17 protein-coding genes and 1 tRNA gene are annotated in these 18247 nt (G+C 59.2%); 9 read left to right on the top strand and 9 right to left on the bottom strand.

The features are described 5' to 3' along the window. Positions 1-21 precede the first annotated feature (21 nt). A complete protein-coding gene (locus ACJ8J1_RS15410; RefSeq protein ID WP_033642662.1) occupies positions 22-822 on the top strand; it encodes an AraC family transcriptional regulator in 801 nt (266 codons plus the stop codon). Here ACJ8J1_RS15410 and leuA read toward each other — a convergent pair. Beyond that, entirely contained in the window at positions 773-2461 is a 1689-nt protein-coding gene (leuA, locus tag ACJ8J1_RS15405; protein WP_033642661.1) for a 2-isopropylmalate synthase, read from the bottom strand. The genes ACJ8J1_RS15410 and leuA overlap by 50 nt on opposite strands. A 209-nt stretch (positions 2462-2670) precedes the next feature. Here leuA and ACJ8J1_RS15400 point away from each other — a divergent pair, with 209 nt between their 5' ends. Together ACJ8J1_RS15400 and ACJ8J1_RS15395 are read left to right on the top strand one after the other, a co-directional pair. Continuing rightward, the gene (locus ACJ8J1_RS15400; protein WP_033642660.1) at positions 2671-3048 is read left to right on the top strand and encodes a MysB family protein; all 378 of its coding nucleotides are present in this window, start codon (positions 2671-2673) and stop codon (positions 3046-3048) included. Between the two features lie 33 nt (positions 3049-3081). Further along, positions 3082-3627, top strand: coding sequence for a GNAT family N-acetyltransferase (locus ACJ8J1_RS15395; RefSeq protein ID WP_033642659.1), 546 nt, complete (start codon positions 3082-3084; stop codon positions 3625-3627). Between the two features lie 6 nt (positions 3628-3633). Here ACJ8J1_RS15395 and ACJ8J1_RS15390 read toward each other — a convergent pair whose 3' ends face one another. From ACJ8J1_RS15390 to mdoG, 3 genes are all read right to left on the bottom strand, one after another. Further along, a complete protein-coding gene (locus ACJ8J1_RS15390; RefSeq protein WP_033642658.1) occupies positions 3634-3879 on the bottom strand; it encodes a YceK/YidQ family lipoprotein in 246 nt (81 codons plus the stop codon). A gap of 163 nt (positions 3880-4042) precedes the next feature. Continuing rightward, positions 4043-6601, bottom strand: a complete 2559-nt coding sequence (mdoH, locus tag ACJ8J1_RS15385) for a glucans biosynthesis glucosyltransferase MdoH (RefSeq protein WP_033642657.1) — start codon at positions 6599-6601, stop codon at positions 4043-4045. After that, positions 6594-8162 carry a glucans biosynthesis protein MdoG gene (gene mdoG / locus ACJ8J1_RS15380; RefSeq protein ID WP_169539530.1) on the bottom strand — a complete coding sequence of 523 codons (1569 nt, stop codon included), beginning with the start codon at positions 8160-8162 and terminating at the stop codon, positions 6594-6596. Before mdoG ends, mdoH begins: the two co-directional genes overlap by 8 nt. A gap of 259 nt (positions 8163-8421) precedes the next feature. Between mdoG and mdoC the strand changes: the two genes are divergently transcribed. The 4 genes from mdoC to ACJ8J1_RS15360 all read left to right on the top strand — a co-directional run bounded on the left by mdoC (position 8422) and on the right by ACJ8J1_RS15360 (position 12456). Next, positions 8422-9552 (top strand): glucans biosynthesis protein MdoC, encoded by a 1131-nt coding sequence (mdoC, locus tag ACJ8J1_RS15375; RefSeq protein WP_033642654.1) that lies wholly within the window; start codon positions 8422-8424, stop codon positions 9550-9552. 302 nt (positions 9553-9854) lie between these two features. After that, positions 9855-10079, top strand: coding sequence for a hypothetical protein (locus ACJ8J1_RS15370; protein WP_033642653.1), 225 nt, complete (start codon positions 9855-9857; stop codon positions 10077-10079). Between the two features lie 283 nt (positions 10080-10362). Next, positions 10363-12084 carry a potassium/proton antiporter gene (locus ACJ8J1_RS15365; protein WP_004927894.1) on the top strand — a complete coding sequence of 574 codons (1722 nt, stop codon included), beginning with the start codon at positions 10363-10365 and terminating at the stop codon, positions 12082-12084. Positions 12085-12327: 243 nt separating this feature from the next. Continuing rightward, positions 12328-12456, top strand: coding sequence for a hypothetical protein (locus ACJ8J1_RS15360; RefSeq protein WP_033642652.1), 129 nt, complete (start codon positions 12328-12330; stop codon positions 12454-12456). A gap of 60 nt (positions 12457-12516) precedes the next feature. Here the strand turns inward: ACJ8J1_RS15360 and ACJ8J1_RS15355 are convergent, their stop codons facing one another. From ACJ8J1_RS15355 to cho, 5 genes are all read right to left on the bottom strand, one after another. Continuing rightward, positions 12517-12648: a hypothetical protein gene (locus ACJ8J1_RS15355; protein ID WP_015377413.1), complete on the bottom strand. Its 132-nt coding sequence runs from the start codon at positions 12646-12648 to the stop codon at positions 12517-12519. Positions 12649-12717: 69 nt separating this feature from the next. Then, a complete protein-coding gene (locus ACJ8J1_RS15350; RefSeq protein WP_033642651.1) occupies positions 12718-13221 on the bottom strand; it encodes a YlaC family protein in 504 nt (167 codons plus the stop codon). A gap of 123 nt (positions 13222-13344) precedes the next feature. After that, a complete protein-coding gene (locus tag ACJ8J1_RS15345; RefSeq protein ID WP_033642650.1) occupies positions 13345-13644 on the bottom strand; it encodes a sigma-S stabilization anti-adapter protein IraP in 300 nt (99 codons plus the stop codon). Between the two features lie 186 nt (positions 13645-13830). Next, a tRNA-OTHER gene (locus ACJ8J1_RS15340) sits at positions 13831-13927 on the bottom strand. 112 nt (positions 13928-14039) lie between these two features. After that, on the bottom strand, positions 14040-14888 hold the full coding sequence (gene cho / locus ACJ8J1_RS15335; protein ID WP_033644249.1) for an excinuclease Cho: 849 nt from the start codon (positions 14886-14888) through the stop codon (positions 14040-14042). Between the two features lie 216 nt (positions 14889-15104). On the opposite strand from cho, the gene ACJ8J1_RS15330 reads away from it, so the two are divergent. Together ACJ8J1_RS15330 and ACJ8J1_RS15325 are read left to right on the top strand one after the other, a co-directional pair. Continuing rightward, the gene (locus ACJ8J1_RS15330) at positions 15105-16310 is read left to right on the top strand and encodes an efflux RND transporter periplasmic adaptor subunit (RefSeq protein ID WP_080273383.1); all 1206 of its coding nucleotides are present in this window, start codon (positions 15105-15107) and stop codon (positions 16308-16310) included. Beyond that, on the top strand, positions 16307-18244 hold the full coding sequence (locus tag ACJ8J1_RS15325; protein WP_033642649.1) for a MacB family efflux pump subunit: 1938 nt from the start codon (positions 16307-16309) through the stop codon (positions 18242-18244). Before ACJ8J1_RS15330 ends, ACJ8J1_RS15325 begins: the two co-directional genes overlap by 4 nt. Positions 18245-18247 lie beyond the last annotated feature (3 nt).

Genomic DNA, 18247 nt, shown 5'->3' with positions numbered 1-18247 from the left:
GCCGCGCGGAGGGCGCCAGCGATGCTGTTTTTTCACGACGTTCTGCCGCCCGATCAGCCTGTCCGGCCGTTAGCCAGGGATTATCATCATGGCGACAGCGAGCCGGAGCACTACCATAACTGCGCGCAGCTGATCCACAGCCTGAGCGGCGTGGTGCAGGTCACTACCCGGCTCGGCAGTTGGGTGGTGCCGCCCGGCCGCGGCGTCTGGGTACCGGCGAAAGTGGTGCACAGTCTACGCATCACCGGCCAGGTAGCGGCCAGGACGTTGTTCATCGATCCGCTGGCGCGCGCCGATCTGCCGGCTCAGTGCCAGGTGGTGCAGGTGTCGCCGCTGCTGCGCGAGCTGATTATCAGCGCGATGGAGATTGCGCCCGGCTACCCCAGCGGCGGGCGCGACGAACGCATCATGGAATTGATTCTGGATGAATTACGGGTGCTGCCGAGCCTGCCGCTGCACCTGCCCGAACCGCGCGAGGCCTCGCTGCTCGCCCTGTGCCGCCATATTCAGGCCACGCTGGCGCAGCCCTGGACGCTGGAACAGGCGGCCGAACGCCTCAATGTCAGCGGACGCACCCTGTCGCGGCGCTTCCAGCGAGAAACCGGGCTGCGTTTTGGCGATTGGGTGCGACGCGCCCGTTTACTGGCGGCGCTGAACGCGCTGGCGATCGGACGTTCGGTGTTGGAAGTGGCGCTGGATCTCGGCTATGACAGCCCCAGCGCGTTCAGCGCCATGTTTCGCCGGGTGCTGGGGGTAGCGCCCAGCGACTATTTCAGCCGGGCCGCGCCGACGTTGACGCCAGATAGCGCCCGGCGACGTTGAACAACGCCTGCAGCGAAGCGCTGGCGGAGTCGACGTCGATGCCAACGCCGTAGCTCGCCTCGCCGTGCGGCAAAACGCAGCGAATGTAAGCCACCGCTCGGCTGTCGCTCTGATGCCCCAGCGTATGCTCGTGGTAATCTTCGATAGCCAACGGCAAACCGAAGCGTTGGCGCAGCGCATCCACCGCGCTGGAAAGCAGGCCGTTGCCGGCCCCCTGCAGCTGCAGAGGCTCCCCCTGCCAGGCGACTCGCGCGTTGAAACTGTACGCTTCCACGCCGTGACTTTCCGTTTGATAGCTCAACAGCTGCAAGCGCGGCTGCTCCACCAGCCCGTAAGTGTCGCGGAATAAGCGCCACAGCTGTGCGCCGCTCATTTCCTTCCCGCTGCCGTCGGTCGCCCGCTGGACCACCTGGCTGAAATCAATCTGCAAACCGCGCGGCAGCGCCAGCCCATGGTTCTGCTCCAACAGCCAGGCGGCGCCGCTTTTGCCGGACTGGCTGTTAACCCGGATCACCGCCTCATAGCTGCAGCCGACATCGGCGGGATCGAGCGGCAAGTAAGGCACCTGCCACCAGCCATCTTGCCGCTGCCGTTGCGCGGCGAAGCCTTTCTTGATCGCATCCTGATGCGATCCGGAGAAGGCGGTAAACACCAATTCGCCGGCATAAGGATGGCGAGGATGCACCGGCAGCTGATTGCACTGTTCCACCACCTCCACCACCTGCTTCAAGCGGCTGAAGTCCAGGCCCGGCGCCACGCCCTGGGTATAGAGATTCAACGCCAACGTGACCAGATCGACGTTGCCGGTACGCTCGCCGTTGCCGAACAGGCAGCCTTCGACCCGATCGGCGCCGGCCAGCAGCGCCAGCTCGGCGCAGGCGACGCCGGTGCCGCGATCGTTATGCGGGTGCACGCCGATCGTCACATCAGCGCGACGGCTGAAGTGGCGACAGAACCATTCGATCTGATCGGCATACACGTTGGGCGTACTCACCTCCACCGTCGCCGGCAGGTTGATGATCATCGGCCGCTGTGCCCCCGGTTGCCAAACATCCGCCACCGCTTCGCAGATCTCCAGCGCGAACGCCAATTCGGTAAAGCAGAAGGTTTCCGGCGAATATTCGAAACACCAGACGGTATCAGGCTGCGCCTCGCAATGCCGGCGAATGCGCCGCGCGCCGTTCACCGCTAGCGCCACGGTAGCCGCCTTATCCTGGCGGAACACGATGTCGCGAAACATCGGCGCCGTGGCGTTATACAGATGCACGATAGCCCGCGGCGCCCCCTGCAGCGCCTCGAAGGTGCGGTCGATCAGATCGTCGCGCGACTGCGTCAGCACCTGAATGGTGACATCGTCCGGGATCAGCCGCTCGTCGATCAGGGCACGCACAAAGTCGAAGTCCGTTTGCGACGCCGAAGGGAAAGCCACCTCGATCTCTTTGAAACCGCACTGCAACAGCAGCTGATAGAACTCGCGCTTGCGCGCGTTATCCATGGGCTCCGCCAGCGCCTGGTTGCCGTCGCGCAGATCGCTGGAACACCAGCGCGGCGCCTGTCGCAGGGTACGCGAAGGCCACTGGCGATCCGGTAACGTCACCGGCGGGAACGGTCGGTATTTGCTTGAAGGGTCGATTAACATGGGCTTCTCCTGATGCCTGAGTGAACGATACCGTCATTATTTCCCGCCTCCGCGCCTGCTTCTCCCGCTTTGCGGACAACCGTCGTCGCAAAGCGGACAACAAAAAAATTTGCATCCTGCGCCAGTGAGACAACAATTAGTTTTGACGTTTCTCCCACCGCACCGGCAGTACGCCGGGCGCTCTACTCTCATTGTCAACGGAGGCGAACATGAGCCTGTATGCAACCCTGGAAGAAGCCATCGAGGCCGCACGCGAAGAGTTTATCGACACCGCCGAAGGCAGCAGCGGCGATGAACCGCCGGTGCCGCAGCAGTTCAATCTGCAAAAGTATGTGATGCAGGATGGCGACACGATGTGGCAAGCGGAGTTCTTCGAAGAAGAAGGCGAGGCGGTGGAATGCCTGACGCTGCGCAGCGGTGCGGCGGCGCAGGCGATCTTCGACGGTGACTACGACGAGGTGGAAATCACCGCCGAGTGGATAGACGAAAACACCCTGTACGAATGGGAGGAAGGCGACTTCCAGCTCGAGCCGCCGTTGGATACCGAAGAAGGCCAGGCCGCCGCCGATGAGTGGGATGAACGTTAACCCGCACGACGCTTTGAACGCCAAGGAGGCAGCATGAACATTCGCCAGGCCCGCCCCACCGACTACCCCGCCATTTTGCAGCTGCAGGCGGAAAACGTGCCGGAAGCGCTCGATGAGCGCCAAAAACGGCAGGGATTTATCGTATCGCGCATGAATGAAGCGCAGCTGACGGCGATCAACCGCGGCATCGGCATATGGGTGGCGGAACAGGAGGGCCAACTGGCGGGGTTCGTTTGCCTGATGCCCGCCGACGCGCAGCCGCGGCCGCCGGTGGTGGATGCGATGCTGGCGACGCTCGCCACGCACTCATTCGCCGGACGGCCGCTGCGTGAGCAGCGGGTATTTCTCTACGGCCCGGTCTGCCTCGGCATGGCCTGGCGCGGCAAAGGCGTATTAAAGCGCCTCTACGCCGCAGTCAAAGCGCACACCCGCCATGATTACGACGTGGGCGCACTGTTTATCGACGACGACAATCCGCATTCGTTGGCCGCTCACGTGCAAGGGCTGGGGATGACGGCGCTGGCACCTTTCCATTGCGGGCAGAAAGGCTATCAGCTGGTGGTGTTCGCCACCCGCTGAACGAAGTTACTCGTAGGGGCCATGCTGCGCATCGAACGGCAGCATAAAGGTGTCCACCACCATCGACAGCGGCACGTCTATCACCGTGACGTAGCGCCAGGGCGTATCGCGCAGATCCCACTGCACGCCGGGATAATACTGATGACCGTGCCCGGCGCCGGGCACGGTGCGGCTGATGATGCTGCCGCAGCCGGTTAGGGCCATCACGCCGGCCGTCACGCAGGCCAGGCGAAAGTAGGAAGAGAGCTTCACGACATTGACTCTGAGAAAGGGGTTGTTTCGCGAGTGAACAACGCATCGGCCGCAGTCTATCACAGTTCCCTTTTTTCACCGGCACCGGCGCGCTCAGGCAAAAGGTAAAAAAAACGGGGAACGCGCCGTGCGCATTCCCCGTCTAAGCGTTGCCGCTAAGCGATTAACGCCGGCCCGTTGGGTGCGCCAGCGGGTTGTGCGGCAACTGCTGGTAGTGTTCACGCCAGGCGGCGCCTTCCGGCAGCAGCCAGACGCGCTGGTGCAGACGAGCCAGCATGACCGGATCGCTCAGCAGTTCCAGACGCTTGCCCTTCACCAGCTTCTCCGGCCCCAGCTGCAGCGCTTCGTTTACCCGCTCCTCGCGATTGCGATCGAGCGTCGCGCGCAGGTGGTGACGCGCCGTCGCCAGCGCCGTCGCCAACGCGTTGAAGGACGGGTTGACCACCGCGTGCATAAAGCCGTTGGTCAACGCGCGGTTGCGGTTGAGATGCAGGTACTCTTCCGTCGCCAGCAGCTCACGCGGCGGATTGTACTCTTCCGGGATCAGGAACAGCTTGGCGCGTTTGCTTTTCATGCCCAGCGTCGCGCGGCTCGACAGCACCGACACGAACGGCGACAGGATCAGCGAGAACACGATTGGCGACAGCCACCACAGGAAACGCAGATCCAACCACGCCATGCCGCCGGCCCACACCAGGCCCAGCAACATCTGCGAGCCATGGCGGCGGAACGCTTCGCCCCACGGCGTGTCGTCGTCGTCACGCTGCGGCGAATTCCACACCACTTCCCAACCGAGGAAGGCGCTCACCACGAACACGGTATGGAACAGCATGCGCACCGGCGCCAACAGCACCGAGAACAGCATTTCCATCAGCATCGAAATGAACAAACGGAACGCGCCGCCATACTCTTTCGCCCCCTTGGCCCAGATCAGCACGATGCTGAGCAGCTTCGGCAGGAACAGCAGCACCAGCGTGGTGGAGAACAGCGCTATCGCCAGCTCGGGCCGCCACTGCGGCCAGACCGGGAACAGCTGCCGCGGCTGCAGGAAGTATTGCGGCTCCATCAGGGTATGCACCACCTGCAATGCGGTGGAGAGCGCCAGGAACATGAACCACAGCGGCGCCGACAGGTAGGACATCACGCCGGTGAGGAACACCGCGCGGTGCACCGGGTGCATGCCCTTCACCAGGAACAGGCGGAAGTTCATCAGGTTGCCGTGGCACCAGCGACGGTCGCGTTTCAGCTCGTCCAGCAGGTTCGGCGGCAGCTCTTCGTAACTGCCCGGCAGATCGTAAGCGATCCACACACCCCAGCCGGCGCGGCGCATCAGCGCCGCTTCAACGAAGTCGTGCGACAAGATAGAACCGGCGAAGGAGCCCTCGCCCGGCAGCGGCGCCAGCGCACAGTGCTCGATAAACGGCTTCACGCGGATGATGGCGTTATGGCCCCAGTAGTGCGACTCGCCCAGCTGCCAGAAATGCAGACCGGCGGTAAACAGTGGCCCGTAAACGCGAGTAGCGAACTGCTGCACGCGCGCGTACAGGGTATCCATGCCGGACGCCTTCGGCGCGGACTGGATGATGCCGGCGTTCGGGTTGGCTTCCATCAGGCGAACCAGCCCGGTGAGGCATTCGCCGCTCATCACGCTGTCAGCATCCAGGATCACCATATAGCTGTACTCACCGCCCCAGCGACGGCAGAAGTCGTCGATGTTGCCGCTCTTGCGTTTGACGCGGCGGCGACGGCGGCGATAGAAGATGCGGCCGTGGCCGTCGACATCGCGGCACAGCTCCATCCACGCCTTTTGCTCGGCCACGCAGATGTCCGGATCGTAGCTGTCGCTCAGCACGTAGATATCGAAGTGTTCCAGCTGACCGGTCGCGGCGACGGACTCATAGGTCGCGCGCAGGCCGGCGAACACGCGTTCGACGTCTTCGTTGCAGATCGGCATGATCAGCGCGGTGCGGTGCGCCGGGTTGATCGGCTCATCGCCCTTGATGGTGGAGGAAATGCTGTATTTGTCCTTGCCGATCAGCAGCTGCAGGAAGCCCATCAGCGCGGTCCAGAAACCGGCCGAGACCCAGCAGAACAGCACGGCGAACAGGATCAGAATGCCGGTTTGCAGCACATACGGCAGCAGCTGCAGCACCGACTGCATCAGATCCTGGTCCAGCATGGCGATAGGATCGATCAGCGCCCAGCCCTGGTAAGGCAAGATGGTTTTCATGTACCAGGTGGCGATGCCGGTTTGCACCAGCATCAGCACCAGCAGCACATAGCGGCGCATGGAGCCGACGGTACGCCAGCGGTTCTCGGCCTCGGCCTCCTCTTTGGTGGCGTGCCGATTGTGCGGCGACCGCCCCAGCAGAGAATCCCAGAAGCGCGCCACCGGGTTGGTGCGCCAGGCTTCCGGGAACATGGTGGTGCGTTTGATCGGCGGCGTCGCCTTCAGAATGGCGCGCCCTTCGGCGTCGGTATCGAAGTCGTCATCGCTGACCGCATCCGGCCAGGCGCTTTCGATGCGCGGTTTGACCGAGGCCAGCGCCACGTCATCCGCCGACAAGCTATTGACGTTGGCGTCGGCGGCGCCCATCTGCCGATGGAGCGCCTCCAGAGCCTGAGCGTCATCCGCCGTTTTAGGGGTAAGCGCCTCCGACCGCTCGGCGGTCAGAGGCAGCGCCGCAAGATAATCCTGGGCGGGTTGAGTAGGCTTATTCATTGGCAGGTAGCTGATAGCTCCAGGTTTCCGACAGTGTCTTATCGCCATTGACCAGCGCCGCGCGCATTTCTACCGGCTTCTTGTCGTCTTTCACTTTCAGACGCACCGTCAGGCGCCAGCCTTTGGTCACTGGGTTATAGCGGACGTTGTTTTCTACCATTTCACCGTTGTCGCCGATGCTGATCTGAGAAGCGACCGGCGTATTGGCGTCCAGCGCTTTCAGCACCGGGCCGACGAAATCGACCAGGAAGGCGACGCTGCCGTCAGGCTCGCGGATCAGGTTGGACTGCTTCACGTCACCGGTCGAACGCATGGTCCGTGCCACATAGGCGATGTCTTGCGAATGCAGTTTGTCTTCATCGCGGGTGAAGTTCAGACGGTAGCTCAGCGTCAGCGGTTTTTTGGCTTCCGGCAAGGTATCCGGCGTCCAGAACGCGACGATGTTGTCGTTGGTTTCATCCGCCGTTGGGATCTCCACCAGCTCGACCTTGCCTTTGCCCCAGTCGCCTTTCGGTTCGATCCAGGCGCTCGGGCGCAGATCGTAACGATCGTCCAGATCTTCGTACTCTTTGAAGTTGCGACCGCGCTGCAGCAGACCGAAGCCTTTCGGATTCTCAACGGTATAGGTGCTGACGGACAGGTGTTTAGGATTGTTCAGCGGACGCCAGATCCACTCGCCGTTGCCGGCATGGATAGACAGACCGTTGGAATCGTGCAGCGCCGGGCGGTAGTTCAGCGTCGGCGACGGCTGGTTCGGGCCGAACAGGAACATGCTGGTCAGCGGCGCCAGGCCCAATTTGCCCACCTTATCGCGCAGGAACACTTTGGACTCGACGTCCACGGTGGTGTCACGGCCCGGGATCACCGTGAAACGGTAAGCGCCGGTGGCGCGCGGGGAATCCAGCAGCGCGTAGATCACCAGGTGTTTGTCGCCCTGCTTCGGACGCTCAACCCAGAATTCGCGGAAACGCGGGAACTCTTCGCCGGAAGGCAAAGCGGTATCGATAGCCAGGCCACGAGCGGAAAGCCCGTAAACCTGCCCTTTACCCACCACGCGGAAATAGCTCGCGCCCAGCAGGCTCATAATCTCATCGTTTTTGTCGGCGCTGTTGATCGGGTAGAGCACCTTGAAGCCGGCAAAGCCGAGGTTCTTCACTGATTCAGGATCGTGTTTGACCGAGCCGAAGTTGAAGTAATCCGGGCTGTACTTGATCTGTTTTACGCTGGTAGAGGTGACTTCGTTGATTTTCACCGGCGTATCGAAATACATCCCCTGATGATAAAACTCAAGCTTGAAAGGGGTTTTCAGCTTGCTCCAATAGGCTTTATCGTGATTGAACTGAATCTGCTGATAGTCTGCGAACTTCATCTCGCGGAACTGAGAAGGAAGGTTGCTCTTCGGGGCTTCGAAACCTTTCGCAGCCAGATCCTGCGCCTGCTTGGCCACATCATCAATAGAAAAGGCCCATGCCGGCGAACTGAACAGCGTGAACAATACGGTAGCACCTAACCAACGAACGCTCGCGGCGCGTGGTTGTCCGGATAATATATTAACTAGCACATCCCCCCCTATTCGTGTGCTCAAATCATTTAAATCCATATTAATGGATTACTCAGCTTTCCGACAACATGATAAATGGATGGTTCATGTTTACGGCTCATTGTTTAAGCAGCTGATGGAGCACCAGCGTAGCAAGCCGCGCAACAAGACGCTATGGAAAAATGCGAGGGGCTATAGTAGGGTTCCGGATAACAATTTAACGTTTGACGACTTATTAAGCGTGTTAATGAGCACCCGATTAAATCACCAGCGGTAATCTATGACTAAAGGCAGCAAACAGCGCGAGTTTTTCCTCGATTCGATCCGAGCCTATTTGATGCTGCTCGGCATTCCGTTTCACCTTTCCCTGATTTATTCCAGCCACGCCTGGGCGGTGAACAGCGCGTCGCCCTCCTTCTCACTCACGGTGCTGAACGACTTCATCCACGCCTTCCGCATGCAGGTGTTCTTCGTGATTTCCGGCTACTTCTCCTACATGCTCTACGAGCGTTACGAGCGCCATCAGTGGCTGAAGGTCAGGCTGGAGCGGGTGGCGATCCCGCTGTTGAGCTCCATCCCGCTAATTACGGTGCCGCAATTTTTCATGCTGAAATATTTCACCGATAAATTAAACGGCTGGGACGAGTTTTCTCTCTATCAGAAAATAAATGTAACAGTTTGGGAATTGGTGTCTCATCTGTGGTTCTTATTGACCCTGTCATTGTTAACCTGCGCCTGTTTTTATCTGTTCCGTAAAATCAAGCGTCAAACCCGCGATCATATTCCAGAGTTAATAAACCGAATGCGTGGATTAGGAAACATCTCACTGTGTTTCTTTATTTATGCGGTATGCTATTCGGCCGCGCACCGTATTATTTTAATGTTCGCGCCACAGCTATTATCCAACGGCCTGTTCAATTTCGTGGTGATGGAGACGATGTTCTACCTGCCGTTCTTCATCCTCGGCGCTTATGTGTTTAAGTACGTGTGGCTTAAGGAGATTTTTCTGCGTCGCTCGCCGCTGGCGCTGCTCGGCTCGCTGCTGCTGTTTATCGCATATATGCTGAATCAAAAGCTGTTGGCGCACAGCAGCTATATGTTCGAGCTGGAAGTGGTGATCAAAACCCTAATGGGGATCCTCATGACCAACGTGGTGTTCTCTTTTGGGCATAACCTGCTGAATTATCACTCGCCGCGCATCACCTATCTGGTCAACGCCTCGCTGTTTATATATCTGGTGCACCACCCGTTGACCCTGATATATGGCGCTTTCGTGACGCCTTATATCGGCAACAACCTGTTGGGATTCTTGCTGGGCCTGCTGTTTGTGTTCTCGCTGGCCTTCGCTTTATATGAACTGCACAAGCGTATTCCGGTGCTGCGTTTCTTGTTCTCCGGCAAGCCGCAATAACCTTCCGCCCCTGTAAACCCGATCGTTTGCAGGGGTTTCCTGTCATCTTGCCGTCGTGCAAAAAGCCTATACTGGTGGTTTGCATGCAAAGCACACATTGCTCAGCCTGGCGCCGTCCGTTAGGGCAAAGTGATACGGCTGAATACATACCCTAATCGTTATAACTGCGATGCATAAGTAGAAATCCGGATCCCTGCCTTACGGTAGTGATTGGGCTCAACCCCCGAAGGGCTGCGCGATCGCTTGATTGATTCGATGGCGTTACCTGTCTCTCCCTTCCGTCACGACAGAGAGGATTTTGAATGACCGATAAAAATACCCAGGCTCAGGAAGCCGTAGCGGAAAACGCCACCCTGCTGAAGATCCTCAGCAGGTTGCTGTCCGCGCTGGACGCTTCGATCAGCGGTAAAGAACGCAGCGTTTTGGTCGCTGAGCTCTCCAACTTCAATCTCGACGGCATTTCCGAAGCGGAACGCAAACTGGCCACCGAGCTGATCAAACGGTCGCTGGAATCGCTCGACCATTAACCCTACCGCGCCTGCAAACCATTAAGCCTGCCTGCGCGGGCTTAATGGTTTTTCCCGCCGTGCAAACCCGGCATTGTTGCCAAAACCGAAATACAGCAGCCTGATAATGTTGGATAAAAGGCAGAACTTCACCTCTTCCCCTCACTTTCTTAGTTTAATCGCACCAAAGGGTAATAATTGATCGATTGTTTTCGCAATCAGCCTTGGCGTTTTACCCACTAAACACGTTATCATCGAAATACGCGCAGAGTCCCCTATCCCCCAGCCTCAGGAGAACGATATTTTGGATGCCAGCACCATTAACAGCTTGTTCGTCATCGGTGCCGTGCTGGTGGGGGCAAGCATTCTGCTCAGCTCATTTTCTTCCCGGCTCGGCATTCCGATCCTGGTGATCTTCCTGGCGATCGGCATGCTGGCCGGCGTTGACGGCCCCGGTGGCATCGTCTTCAGCAATTACCCGGTCGCTTATCTGGTCAGCAACCTCGCGTTGGCGGTGATCCTGCTCGACGGCGGCATGCGCACCCGGGTCAGCTCGTTCCGCGTGGCCCTGTGGCCGGCACTGTCTCTCGCCACCGTCGGCGTGGTGATCACCGCCGGGCTGACCGGCATGGCCGCCGCCTGGCTGTTCAATCTCGATCTGTTGCAGGGGTTGCTGATCGGCGCCATCATCGGTTCTACCGACGCCGCCGCGGTATTTTCGCTGCTGGGCGGCAAAGGCCTGAACGAACGCGTCAGCGCCACGCTGGAGATCGAGTCCGGCAGCAACGATCCTATGGCGGTATTTCTCACCATCACGCTGATTGCGATGATCGCCGCCGGTGAAACCGCGCTGAGCTGGACCTTCCCGCTGCATCTGATGCAGCAGTTCGGCATGGGCATCGTCTTCGGTCTCGGCGGCGGCTGGCTGCTGCTGACGCTGATTAACCACATCAAGCTGGCGGACGGCCTCTACCCGCTGCTGGCGGTGAGCGGCGGCATTCTTATTTTCGCGCTGACCACCGCGCTGGACGGCAGCGGCATTCTGGCGGTGTACCTGTGCGGCCTGCTGCTGGGCAACCGTCCAATTCGCAACCGTCACGGCATCGTGCAAACCTTCGATGGCCTGGCATGGCTCAGCCAGATCGGCATGTTCCTGGTGCTCGGCCTGCTGCTCAATCCGCATGAGCTGTTGCCGATCGCCATCCCTGCCCTACTGCTGTCGCTGTGGATGATCCTGTTCGCACGCCCGCTGTCGGTGTTTATCGGCCTGCTGCCGTTCCGCAGCTTTACCCTGCGCGAACGCGGCTTTATTTCCTGGGTTGGCCTGCGCGGCGCGGTACCGGTGATCCTGGCGGTGTTCCCGATGATGGCCGGGCTGCCCAACGCCCAGCTGTTCTTTAACGTGGCGTTCTTCGTGGTGCTGGTCTCCCTGCTGCTGCAAGGCACCACGCTGTCGTTCGCCGCCAAAAAGGCCAAGGTGATCGTGCCGCCGGCGCTGACGCCGATCTCCCGCGTTGGGCTGGACGTGCACCCGGAAAACCAGTGGGAACAGTTTGTGTATCAGCTTTCGGCGGAAAACTGGTGCGTCGGTGCCGCGCTGCGCGAGCTGAAAATGCCGCCCAATACCCGCATCGCCGCCCTGTTCCGCGGCAAAGAGCTGCTGCACCCTAGCGGCAGTACCCGGCTGCGCGAGAACGATATCCTGTGCGTTATCGGCCATGAGCACGATCTGCCGATCCTCGGCAAACTGTTTAGCCAAGCGCCGGCCGTGACGCTCGACGAACGCTTCTTCGGCGACTTTATCCTGCAATCCGACGCCCGTTTAAGCGACATCTCGCAGGTTTATGGCCTCAATCTGCAAGACGATGTCGACGAGCAACAGACGCTGGGGCAGTTCGTCATTCAGCTGATCGGCGGTGAACCGGTGATCGGCGACCAGGTGGAGTGGGACGGCCTGACCTGGACCATTGCCGAAATGGAGGGCAATCAGGTCAGCAAGATAGGCGTCAGGATCGTGACCGACTAACGCGGCCGCGATATCAGATGAGGGAACTTCTGGCCTTAAGAACGTTCTTAATCACTATCATGATGCATGAAGTACGGCGTCGCTGAATTATATCCGTTTGATATAAAAACAATTTAACAGCGGCGCCAACGGGGATTAGGGATGTGAACGGCAAGACTCGATTTCTTTCGGTGATGATGATCATGGCGCTGGGCGTAGCGGCGCTCGATCTCAGCATCGCCGGTTTGGTCCATAGACTTTTAATTGGATAATTTCAACGTGACGCAGCGGGAACAAGAAAAAGACATTCTGGGGAAAATACTGGTGACGGTGTCCGCGCTTTGCCTGATTCTGGTGGCGGCGTTCCTCATCTGGGGATTCATGCTGGACTGATGCCGAGGACGCTCAGAGATAAAAAAAACCGCCGCGGCGGTTTTTTTATGGGTCAGGCGATCAGATCTTGCAACCTTCGCAGTCCGCTTCGTCTTCGAGGAATTCAGGGACCTCTTTTACCTTCTGCGCCGCTTTTTCTTCGGCTTTCGCCAGTTCGGCATCGATATCAAAATCGAAAATATCATCACTCATCGCTTGGTCCTCATTCTGCTTCGCGTTCAAACGCTGAGTATAATCGACAAGCCACCGGCCGGAAACCTTTCAGTTTGCCGCCGCCAGCTGCGGTGGCTCATCCTGAGGCTTTTTTCCGTAGGCCATGTCGTACACGTCGTAGAAGTCGATTTCGCCCTTGTTGCCGATGATGACTCTCATCTTCTGTTTCAGCGCGGCGCCGATGGACGGCTCATCCAGCAGCTGTTGCACCGCATAAGGCGACAGCGCGCGGGTGAAGTACCACTCGCCGTTATAGCACACCCGCAGATCCAGCACCCCGATGTCTTCAAAGCGGTAGACCGGCCGGATCTCTATCAGCAGCATGGCGAACATGAACAGCACAAAGGCGGTGAAGCCGAGGAAGGCATACATCCCCATGTACGGCACCTGATACATCACGGCGATCACCGCGAAGTAACCGGCGAACATGGCAAGGCACAAATAGCGGTGAGTGCGGGCGAATTCGCTGTTGAAGCGCGGCTTGCCGTCGCGCCCTTCGCGCCGATTGATCTGTTCAATCTCTTTAACCAAGATGCTTTTAATCGCGTCCATCGTTACAACCTTATGCTGGAAACAGCATTGCCATCAAATCTCACCGCTAAAAGTAACACAAGTACAGTTTTGCCGGGTAGATCAGTTAACCAACTTAATGGCGGCAACTGTTATAGTTCGGCTTCAGCGCGGTTGAGCGGCTTTGCCTTGCGCAAACATGAACATGCGCTGGGCGACGTCGTCGGCCTGTTTGATTTTCTGCTTTTGCGGTTCGTTGCTGCGTTGAATGGCGCGGGCGTAGGCGATTTCATGGGCCTGATCGATCATCGCGATGATGCGATCACGTTCAGTCTTCTCCATATTGCCCAACATGGTGGTGATAATCGCCTGGTAAGCGTTGGACGCGGCGGTCAGCGCCTTCTCTCTCGCCTCGAGGGCGGCGACGCGTTGCAAGAGTTCCTGCAGTTGCTCGGAGTGGGACATATCGACCTCCTGTTGCCGGGCAGCAAGCCTGCCTGATTACAGTTTAGCAAAGGATCGAGAGAGAAAGAGGAAGGAAAGCCAGCGGTTACGGTAAAGCACACCCGAAAATCCCAACGAGGAGCCGATAGTGCAAATCAACCCGGGTGCGCTTTACGATAAGCGCGATGAGATGAAGTGAAAGAAAGCTGGCGCGCTATGCAGGACTCGAACCCGCGTCTATCAATTTTCAAGCCAAAACAAGCCATTATAAAACCAATCACTCTGCCAACTGAGTTAATAGCGCGTTCCTTCGCTTCGGGGCGTTATTATCCATAACAACATTATGGACTCAAGCTTTTTTAGCATAATGCCCTGATTTTACGGATAAGTCTTAGGTTATCGCCAGCGTTATGGCCTTATGGCAGCTCAATAATCGGGTAATCGCCGGCGATAAGCGGCTTGCACAAAATCTTGTAGCCATCGCTGTCGAAATGGCTGGCCGCGCTCTGTAGCCGCTCCGCCTGCGCCAGATTGCCGACCGAGCCCAGATAAAACCAATTGTGGATCACATGGTACTGACGCAGCGTCTCGCCCTGCTCCTCCAGCGCCACGCGCCCGGCGAACGGCCAACAGGTGATACGCAGCTGCTCAAGCGCCGCGCTGAGCCGCAGCGCATGCTCCTGCGCCGACTCCACGCCACAGCAGGCGCCCGCGCACTTGCGCAGGCTGTAGCGGAAACAGGCTCGCCCCGCCGGCAGCTTGTCGATCCCCAGCTTGCCGTAACATAAACGATGCTCGTCGGCGATGGCGCGCAGCTTTTCCAGCGCGGCGTGGCGATTGGCAAACAGCCCGTAGAGATGGGGCGTGACGGCGAAGTCGATCTCTTTGGCGTGAGCAATCGTCACCGCATCAGCCTGCAAGCGCAGCGCGCACAGCTGTTTCGAGCGCCGCAGACGTTTGTTGAACAACGGCTGTTGTTGTTTGATCAACTGCGCCTCCAGCAGCAATGCGCCCAACTCACCGGCGGTCTCGATAAAGCTGATGCGTCGGGTTTGGCGCAGCATTTTAGCCTCGTCCTGCGCGCGAAAGTGCGCCATCACCCGGCTGCGTATATTGACGCTTTTACCGATGTAAAGCGGCAGGCTCTCGCTTTGACCGTGAAACACATACACGCCCGGCCCTTTAGGCAACGGCGCCAGGCAGGCGCGCAGGTGCTCCGGGTATTGATAAATGTCGAGTTCTGGCTCGAGGCGGTTTGGCATCATGGCGGTGGCATTATCCTGCTGATGAATGAATACTGGTTTTTTACCCAGTATAACGCCCAACGCAGCCGGTTGCACACCCAGCGGATAATAACTCACCGTGATCTTTAACGGGAAAGCCTTTACTATCCCCTTTCCAGCGGGAAAGCGCCTCACGTTTAGCGCCAGTTCAAGCTGGCGCTGCCATGATGGCAGACTGGAACCGCCGCTTTTATCGTTATGGAAAACCTGGGTATGTCATCACTGAAACTCCCCTCCCGCCGTCTGGCGTTGATCGCCGCCATCGTTTTCATCGCCGTCGCCGTCGCGCTGGCCATCTTTTGGCAACGCCCGCCGCAGCAGGATTACGTTACCGCGCCGGCCCGCCTGGGCGATATCGAAAACGCCGTGCTGGCCACCGGGCGACTGGATGCCGTCGAACGCGTCAACGTCGGCGCCCGCGTCTCCGGCGAAGTCAAATCGCTGAAGGTCAAGCTGGGCGATCGCGTCACCAAAGGGCAACCGATCGCCGACATCGACGATCTGCAACAGCGCAACGATCTGCGCAACGCCGAAGCGGCGCTGAACGTAGTCAAAGCCAATATGTTAGCCAAACAGGCCTTGCTGAAACAGGCGGAGTCGCGTTTCAAACGCCAGCGCCGCATGCTGAACGACGAAGCCAGTTCTCGGGAAGACTTCGAGACCGCCGAAGCCTCGCTCGCCACCACTCGCGCCGATCTGCAGGCGCTCAATGCGCAGTTGGTGCAATCGCAGATCGAAGTCGAGAAGAAAAAAATCGATCTGGGCTATACCCGCGTGGTTGCGCCGATGGACGGCATTGTTATCGCCGTGGTCACGCAGCAGGGACAAACGGTCAACTCCAGCCAAAGTGCGCCGACCATCGTCAAGCTGGCGCGGCTGGATATGATGACCATCAAGGCGCAGATCTCCGAAGCCGACATCACCCGCATTTCGCCGGGACAAAAGGCTTACTTCACTATTTTCTCCGATCCGGATAAACGCTACGACGCCACGCTGCGCACTATCGAGCTGGCACCGGAATCGGTGATGAAAGACGACTCGCTCGCCGGCACCAGCTCCGCTTCCGGCTCCGGCACCTCGAACGCCTCGGTCTATTACAACGCGCTGCTGGACGTGCCAAACCCGGAAAACCGCCTGCGCATCGCCATGACCGCGCAGGTGTCCTTGCTGCTCGGCGACGCGAAGAACACCCTGCTGGTGCCGATCCAGGCGGTGCATAAAATCGATGGCAAAGAGCAGCAGGTGCAGGTGCTGACCCAGGACCAGCGGTTGGAAACGCGCAAAGTGACCACCGGCATCACCAACAATGTCGACATTCAGATCCTCAGCGGCCTGAAAGCCGGTGAAACCGTGGTGCTGTCGCAGCCCGCCGCCAAATCGGCTGAGGATGGCATCTTCCTGTGAACGCGATCATCGAACTAAAAGGCATCAGCCGAACGTACACCAACGGCGGTCAAGCGTTAACGGTGTTGAAAGACATCGATCTGACCATCGCCGCCGGCGAGCTGGTGGCGATCATCGGCGCCTCCGGTTCCGGCAAATCGACGCTGATGAACATCATGGGCTGCCTCGACGTGCCGGATCGCGGCGATTACTACATCAGCGGCCAGAACGCCGCCCACCTGTCGCCGGACGAATTGGCCCGCCTGCGCCGCGAACATATCGGTTTTATCTTCCAGCGCTATCACCTGATGCCCGATCTCAGCGCGCTGGGCAACGTCGAAATACCGGCCATCTACGCCAACGCCCGGCGCGATCAGCGTCGGCAGCGGGCGGCGCAATTGCTGGCGCGGTTGGGGCTTGAGGGACGCGAAGATCACAAACCCGGCCAGCTTTCCGGCGGCCAACAGCAGCGCGTCAGCATCGCCCGCTCCCTGATCAACGGCGGTGAGATCATCCTGGCGGACGAACCGACCGGCGCGCTGGACACCCAATCCGGTCAGGAAGTGCTGGCGATCCTGAGCGAACTGAATCAGCGCGGCCATACCGTGGTGATCGTCACCCACGATATGAAAGTGGCGCAACATGCGCAGCGCGTCATCGAACTGCAAGACGGCAAGATCATCGCTGACAGCGGCCGCAAGTCGGCGTCCGGCCCATCGTTGCCGCCGCCGAACCGCAGCCGGCAAAGCGGCTGGCAACGCCTGATCGACCGCACCCGTGAATCGCTGCACATGGCGCTGAAAGCGATGAACGCTCATCGTCTGCGCACCGCGCTGACCATGACCGGCATCATCTTCGGCATCGCCGCCGTGGTCACGGTAGTGGCGCTGGGCGAAGGCGCCAAACAGCGCACGCTGGAAAACCTCAAAGATCTCGGCACTAACGTGGTAAGCATCTATCCGGGCCGCGATTTCTTCGACGACGCCATCGACAGCATCCGCACCCTGGTGCCGGCCGATGCCGACGCGCTGGCGCAGCAAAGCTTCGTCGACAGCGTCAGCCCGGAAGTAGACGCTTCCGACAGCATCCGTTTTCGCAGCAAATCCGCCACCGCCTCGATCACCGGCGTCGGGCGCGACTATTTCCGCGTTAACGGCGTCGAGCTGTTACAAGGCGTGACTTTCCGCGACGATCGTAATGCGCTGCAGGAAGTGATCATCGACGACAATGCGCGCCAGGCGCTGTTCGGCGATTTCGGCGTCGAGCCGCTCGGCCAGATCGTGTTTCTCGGCTCGGTGCCGGCCCGAGTGATCGGTGTGGCGAAAAGCAATCGCAACTACGCGCCCAATCGCATTACTGTTTGGATGCCCTACAGCACGGTGATGTATCGCATGGTAGGCAAACCGACGCTCAGCGGCATCACCGTTCGGCTAAAGGACAATGTCGCCAGCGAATCGGCCGTCACCGCTATCACACAGCTGTTGACCCAACGCCATGGCGTAAAAGATTTCCGTTTGTACAACTTCGATAAAATCCGAAAGTCCATCGAACGCACGTCAATGACTTTTAGCCTGCTGATCCTGATGGTGGCGTCCATCGCGCTGGTGATCGGCAGCCTGGGCGTGATGAACATCATGCTGGTCTCGGTGACCGAACGCACCCACGAAATCGGCGTGCGCATGGCGGTCGGCGCGCGGCGCAGCGACATCATGCAACAGTTCATGATAGAGGCGGTGCTGGTCTGTCTGATCGGCGGCGCTTTGGGCATCGCGCTATCATTCGCCGCCGGGTCGCTGTTCACCTCGCTGGCGGGCGGCATGTTCACCGCCATCTATTCCTGGCAAGCCGCCGCCACGGCATTTTTCTGTTCAACCTTAATCGGCATGATCTTCGGTTATCTCCCCGCCCGCAAAGCGGCAAGGATGGATCCGGTCGTTTCATTGGCCAGCGAGTAACCC

Origin of the sequence: Serratia sp. CY37869 (genome assembly GCF_052168895.1) — a bacterium.
Classification (GTDB): Bacteria; Pseudomonadota; Gammaproteobacteria; order Enterobacterales; family Enterobacteriaceae; genus Serratia; species Serratia ureilytica.
The sequence above is the reverse complement of the archived record's forward strand: the minus strand, read 5'-3'. Positions and strand labels throughout refer to the sequence as shown.

Bases quoted from the DNA above. Each gene is read 5' to 3' on its own strand.
- ACJ8J1_RS15410 (WP_033642662.1), top strand. From the start codon at position 22: ATGCTGTTTTTTCACGACGTTCTGCCGCCCGATCAGCCTGTCCGGCCG.
- leuA (WP_033642661.1), bottom strand. From the start codon at position 2,461: ATGTTAATCGACCCTTCAAGCAAATACCGACCGTTCCCGCCGGTGACG.
- ACJ8J1_RS15400 (WP_033642660.1), top strand. From the start codon at position 2,671: ATGAGCCTGTATGCAACCCTGGAAGAAGCCATCGAGGCCGCACGCGAA.
- ACJ8J1_RS15395 (WP_033642659.1), top strand. From the start codon at position 3,082: ATGAACATTCGCCAGGCCCGCCCCACCGACTACCCCGCCATTTTGCAG.
- mdoH (WP_033642657.1), bottom strand. From the start codon at position 6,601: ATGAATAAGCCTACTCAACCCGCCCAGGATTATCTTGCGGCGCTGCCT.
- mdoC (WP_033642654.1), top strand. From the start codon at position 8,422: ATGACTAAAGGCAGCAAACAGCGCGAGTTTTTCCTCGATTCGATCCGA.
- ACJ8J1_RS15370 (WP_033642653.1), top strand. From the start codon at position 9,855: ATGACCGATAAAAATACCCAGGCTCAGGAAGCCGTAGCGGAAAACGCC.
- ACJ8J1_RS15355 (WP_015377413.1), bottom strand. From the start codon at position 12,648: ATGAGTGATGATATTTTCGATTTTGATATCGATGCCGAACTGGCGAAA.
- ACJ8J1_RS15350 (WP_033642651.1), bottom strand. From the start codon at position 13,221: ATGGACGCGATTAAAAGCATCTTGGTTAAAGAGATTGAACAGATCAAT.
- ACJ8J1_RS15345 (WP_033642650.1), bottom strand. From the start codon at position 13,644: ATGTCCCACTCCGAGCAACTGCAGGAACTCTTGCAACGCGTCGCCGCC.
- cho (WP_033644249.1), bottom strand. From the start codon at position 14,888: ATGATGCCAAACCGCCTCGAGCCAGAACTCGACATTTATCAATACCCG.
- ACJ8J1_RS15330 (WP_080273383.1), top strand. From the start codon at position 15,105: ATGGAAAACCTGGGTATGTCATCACTGAAACTCCCCTCCCGCCGTCTG.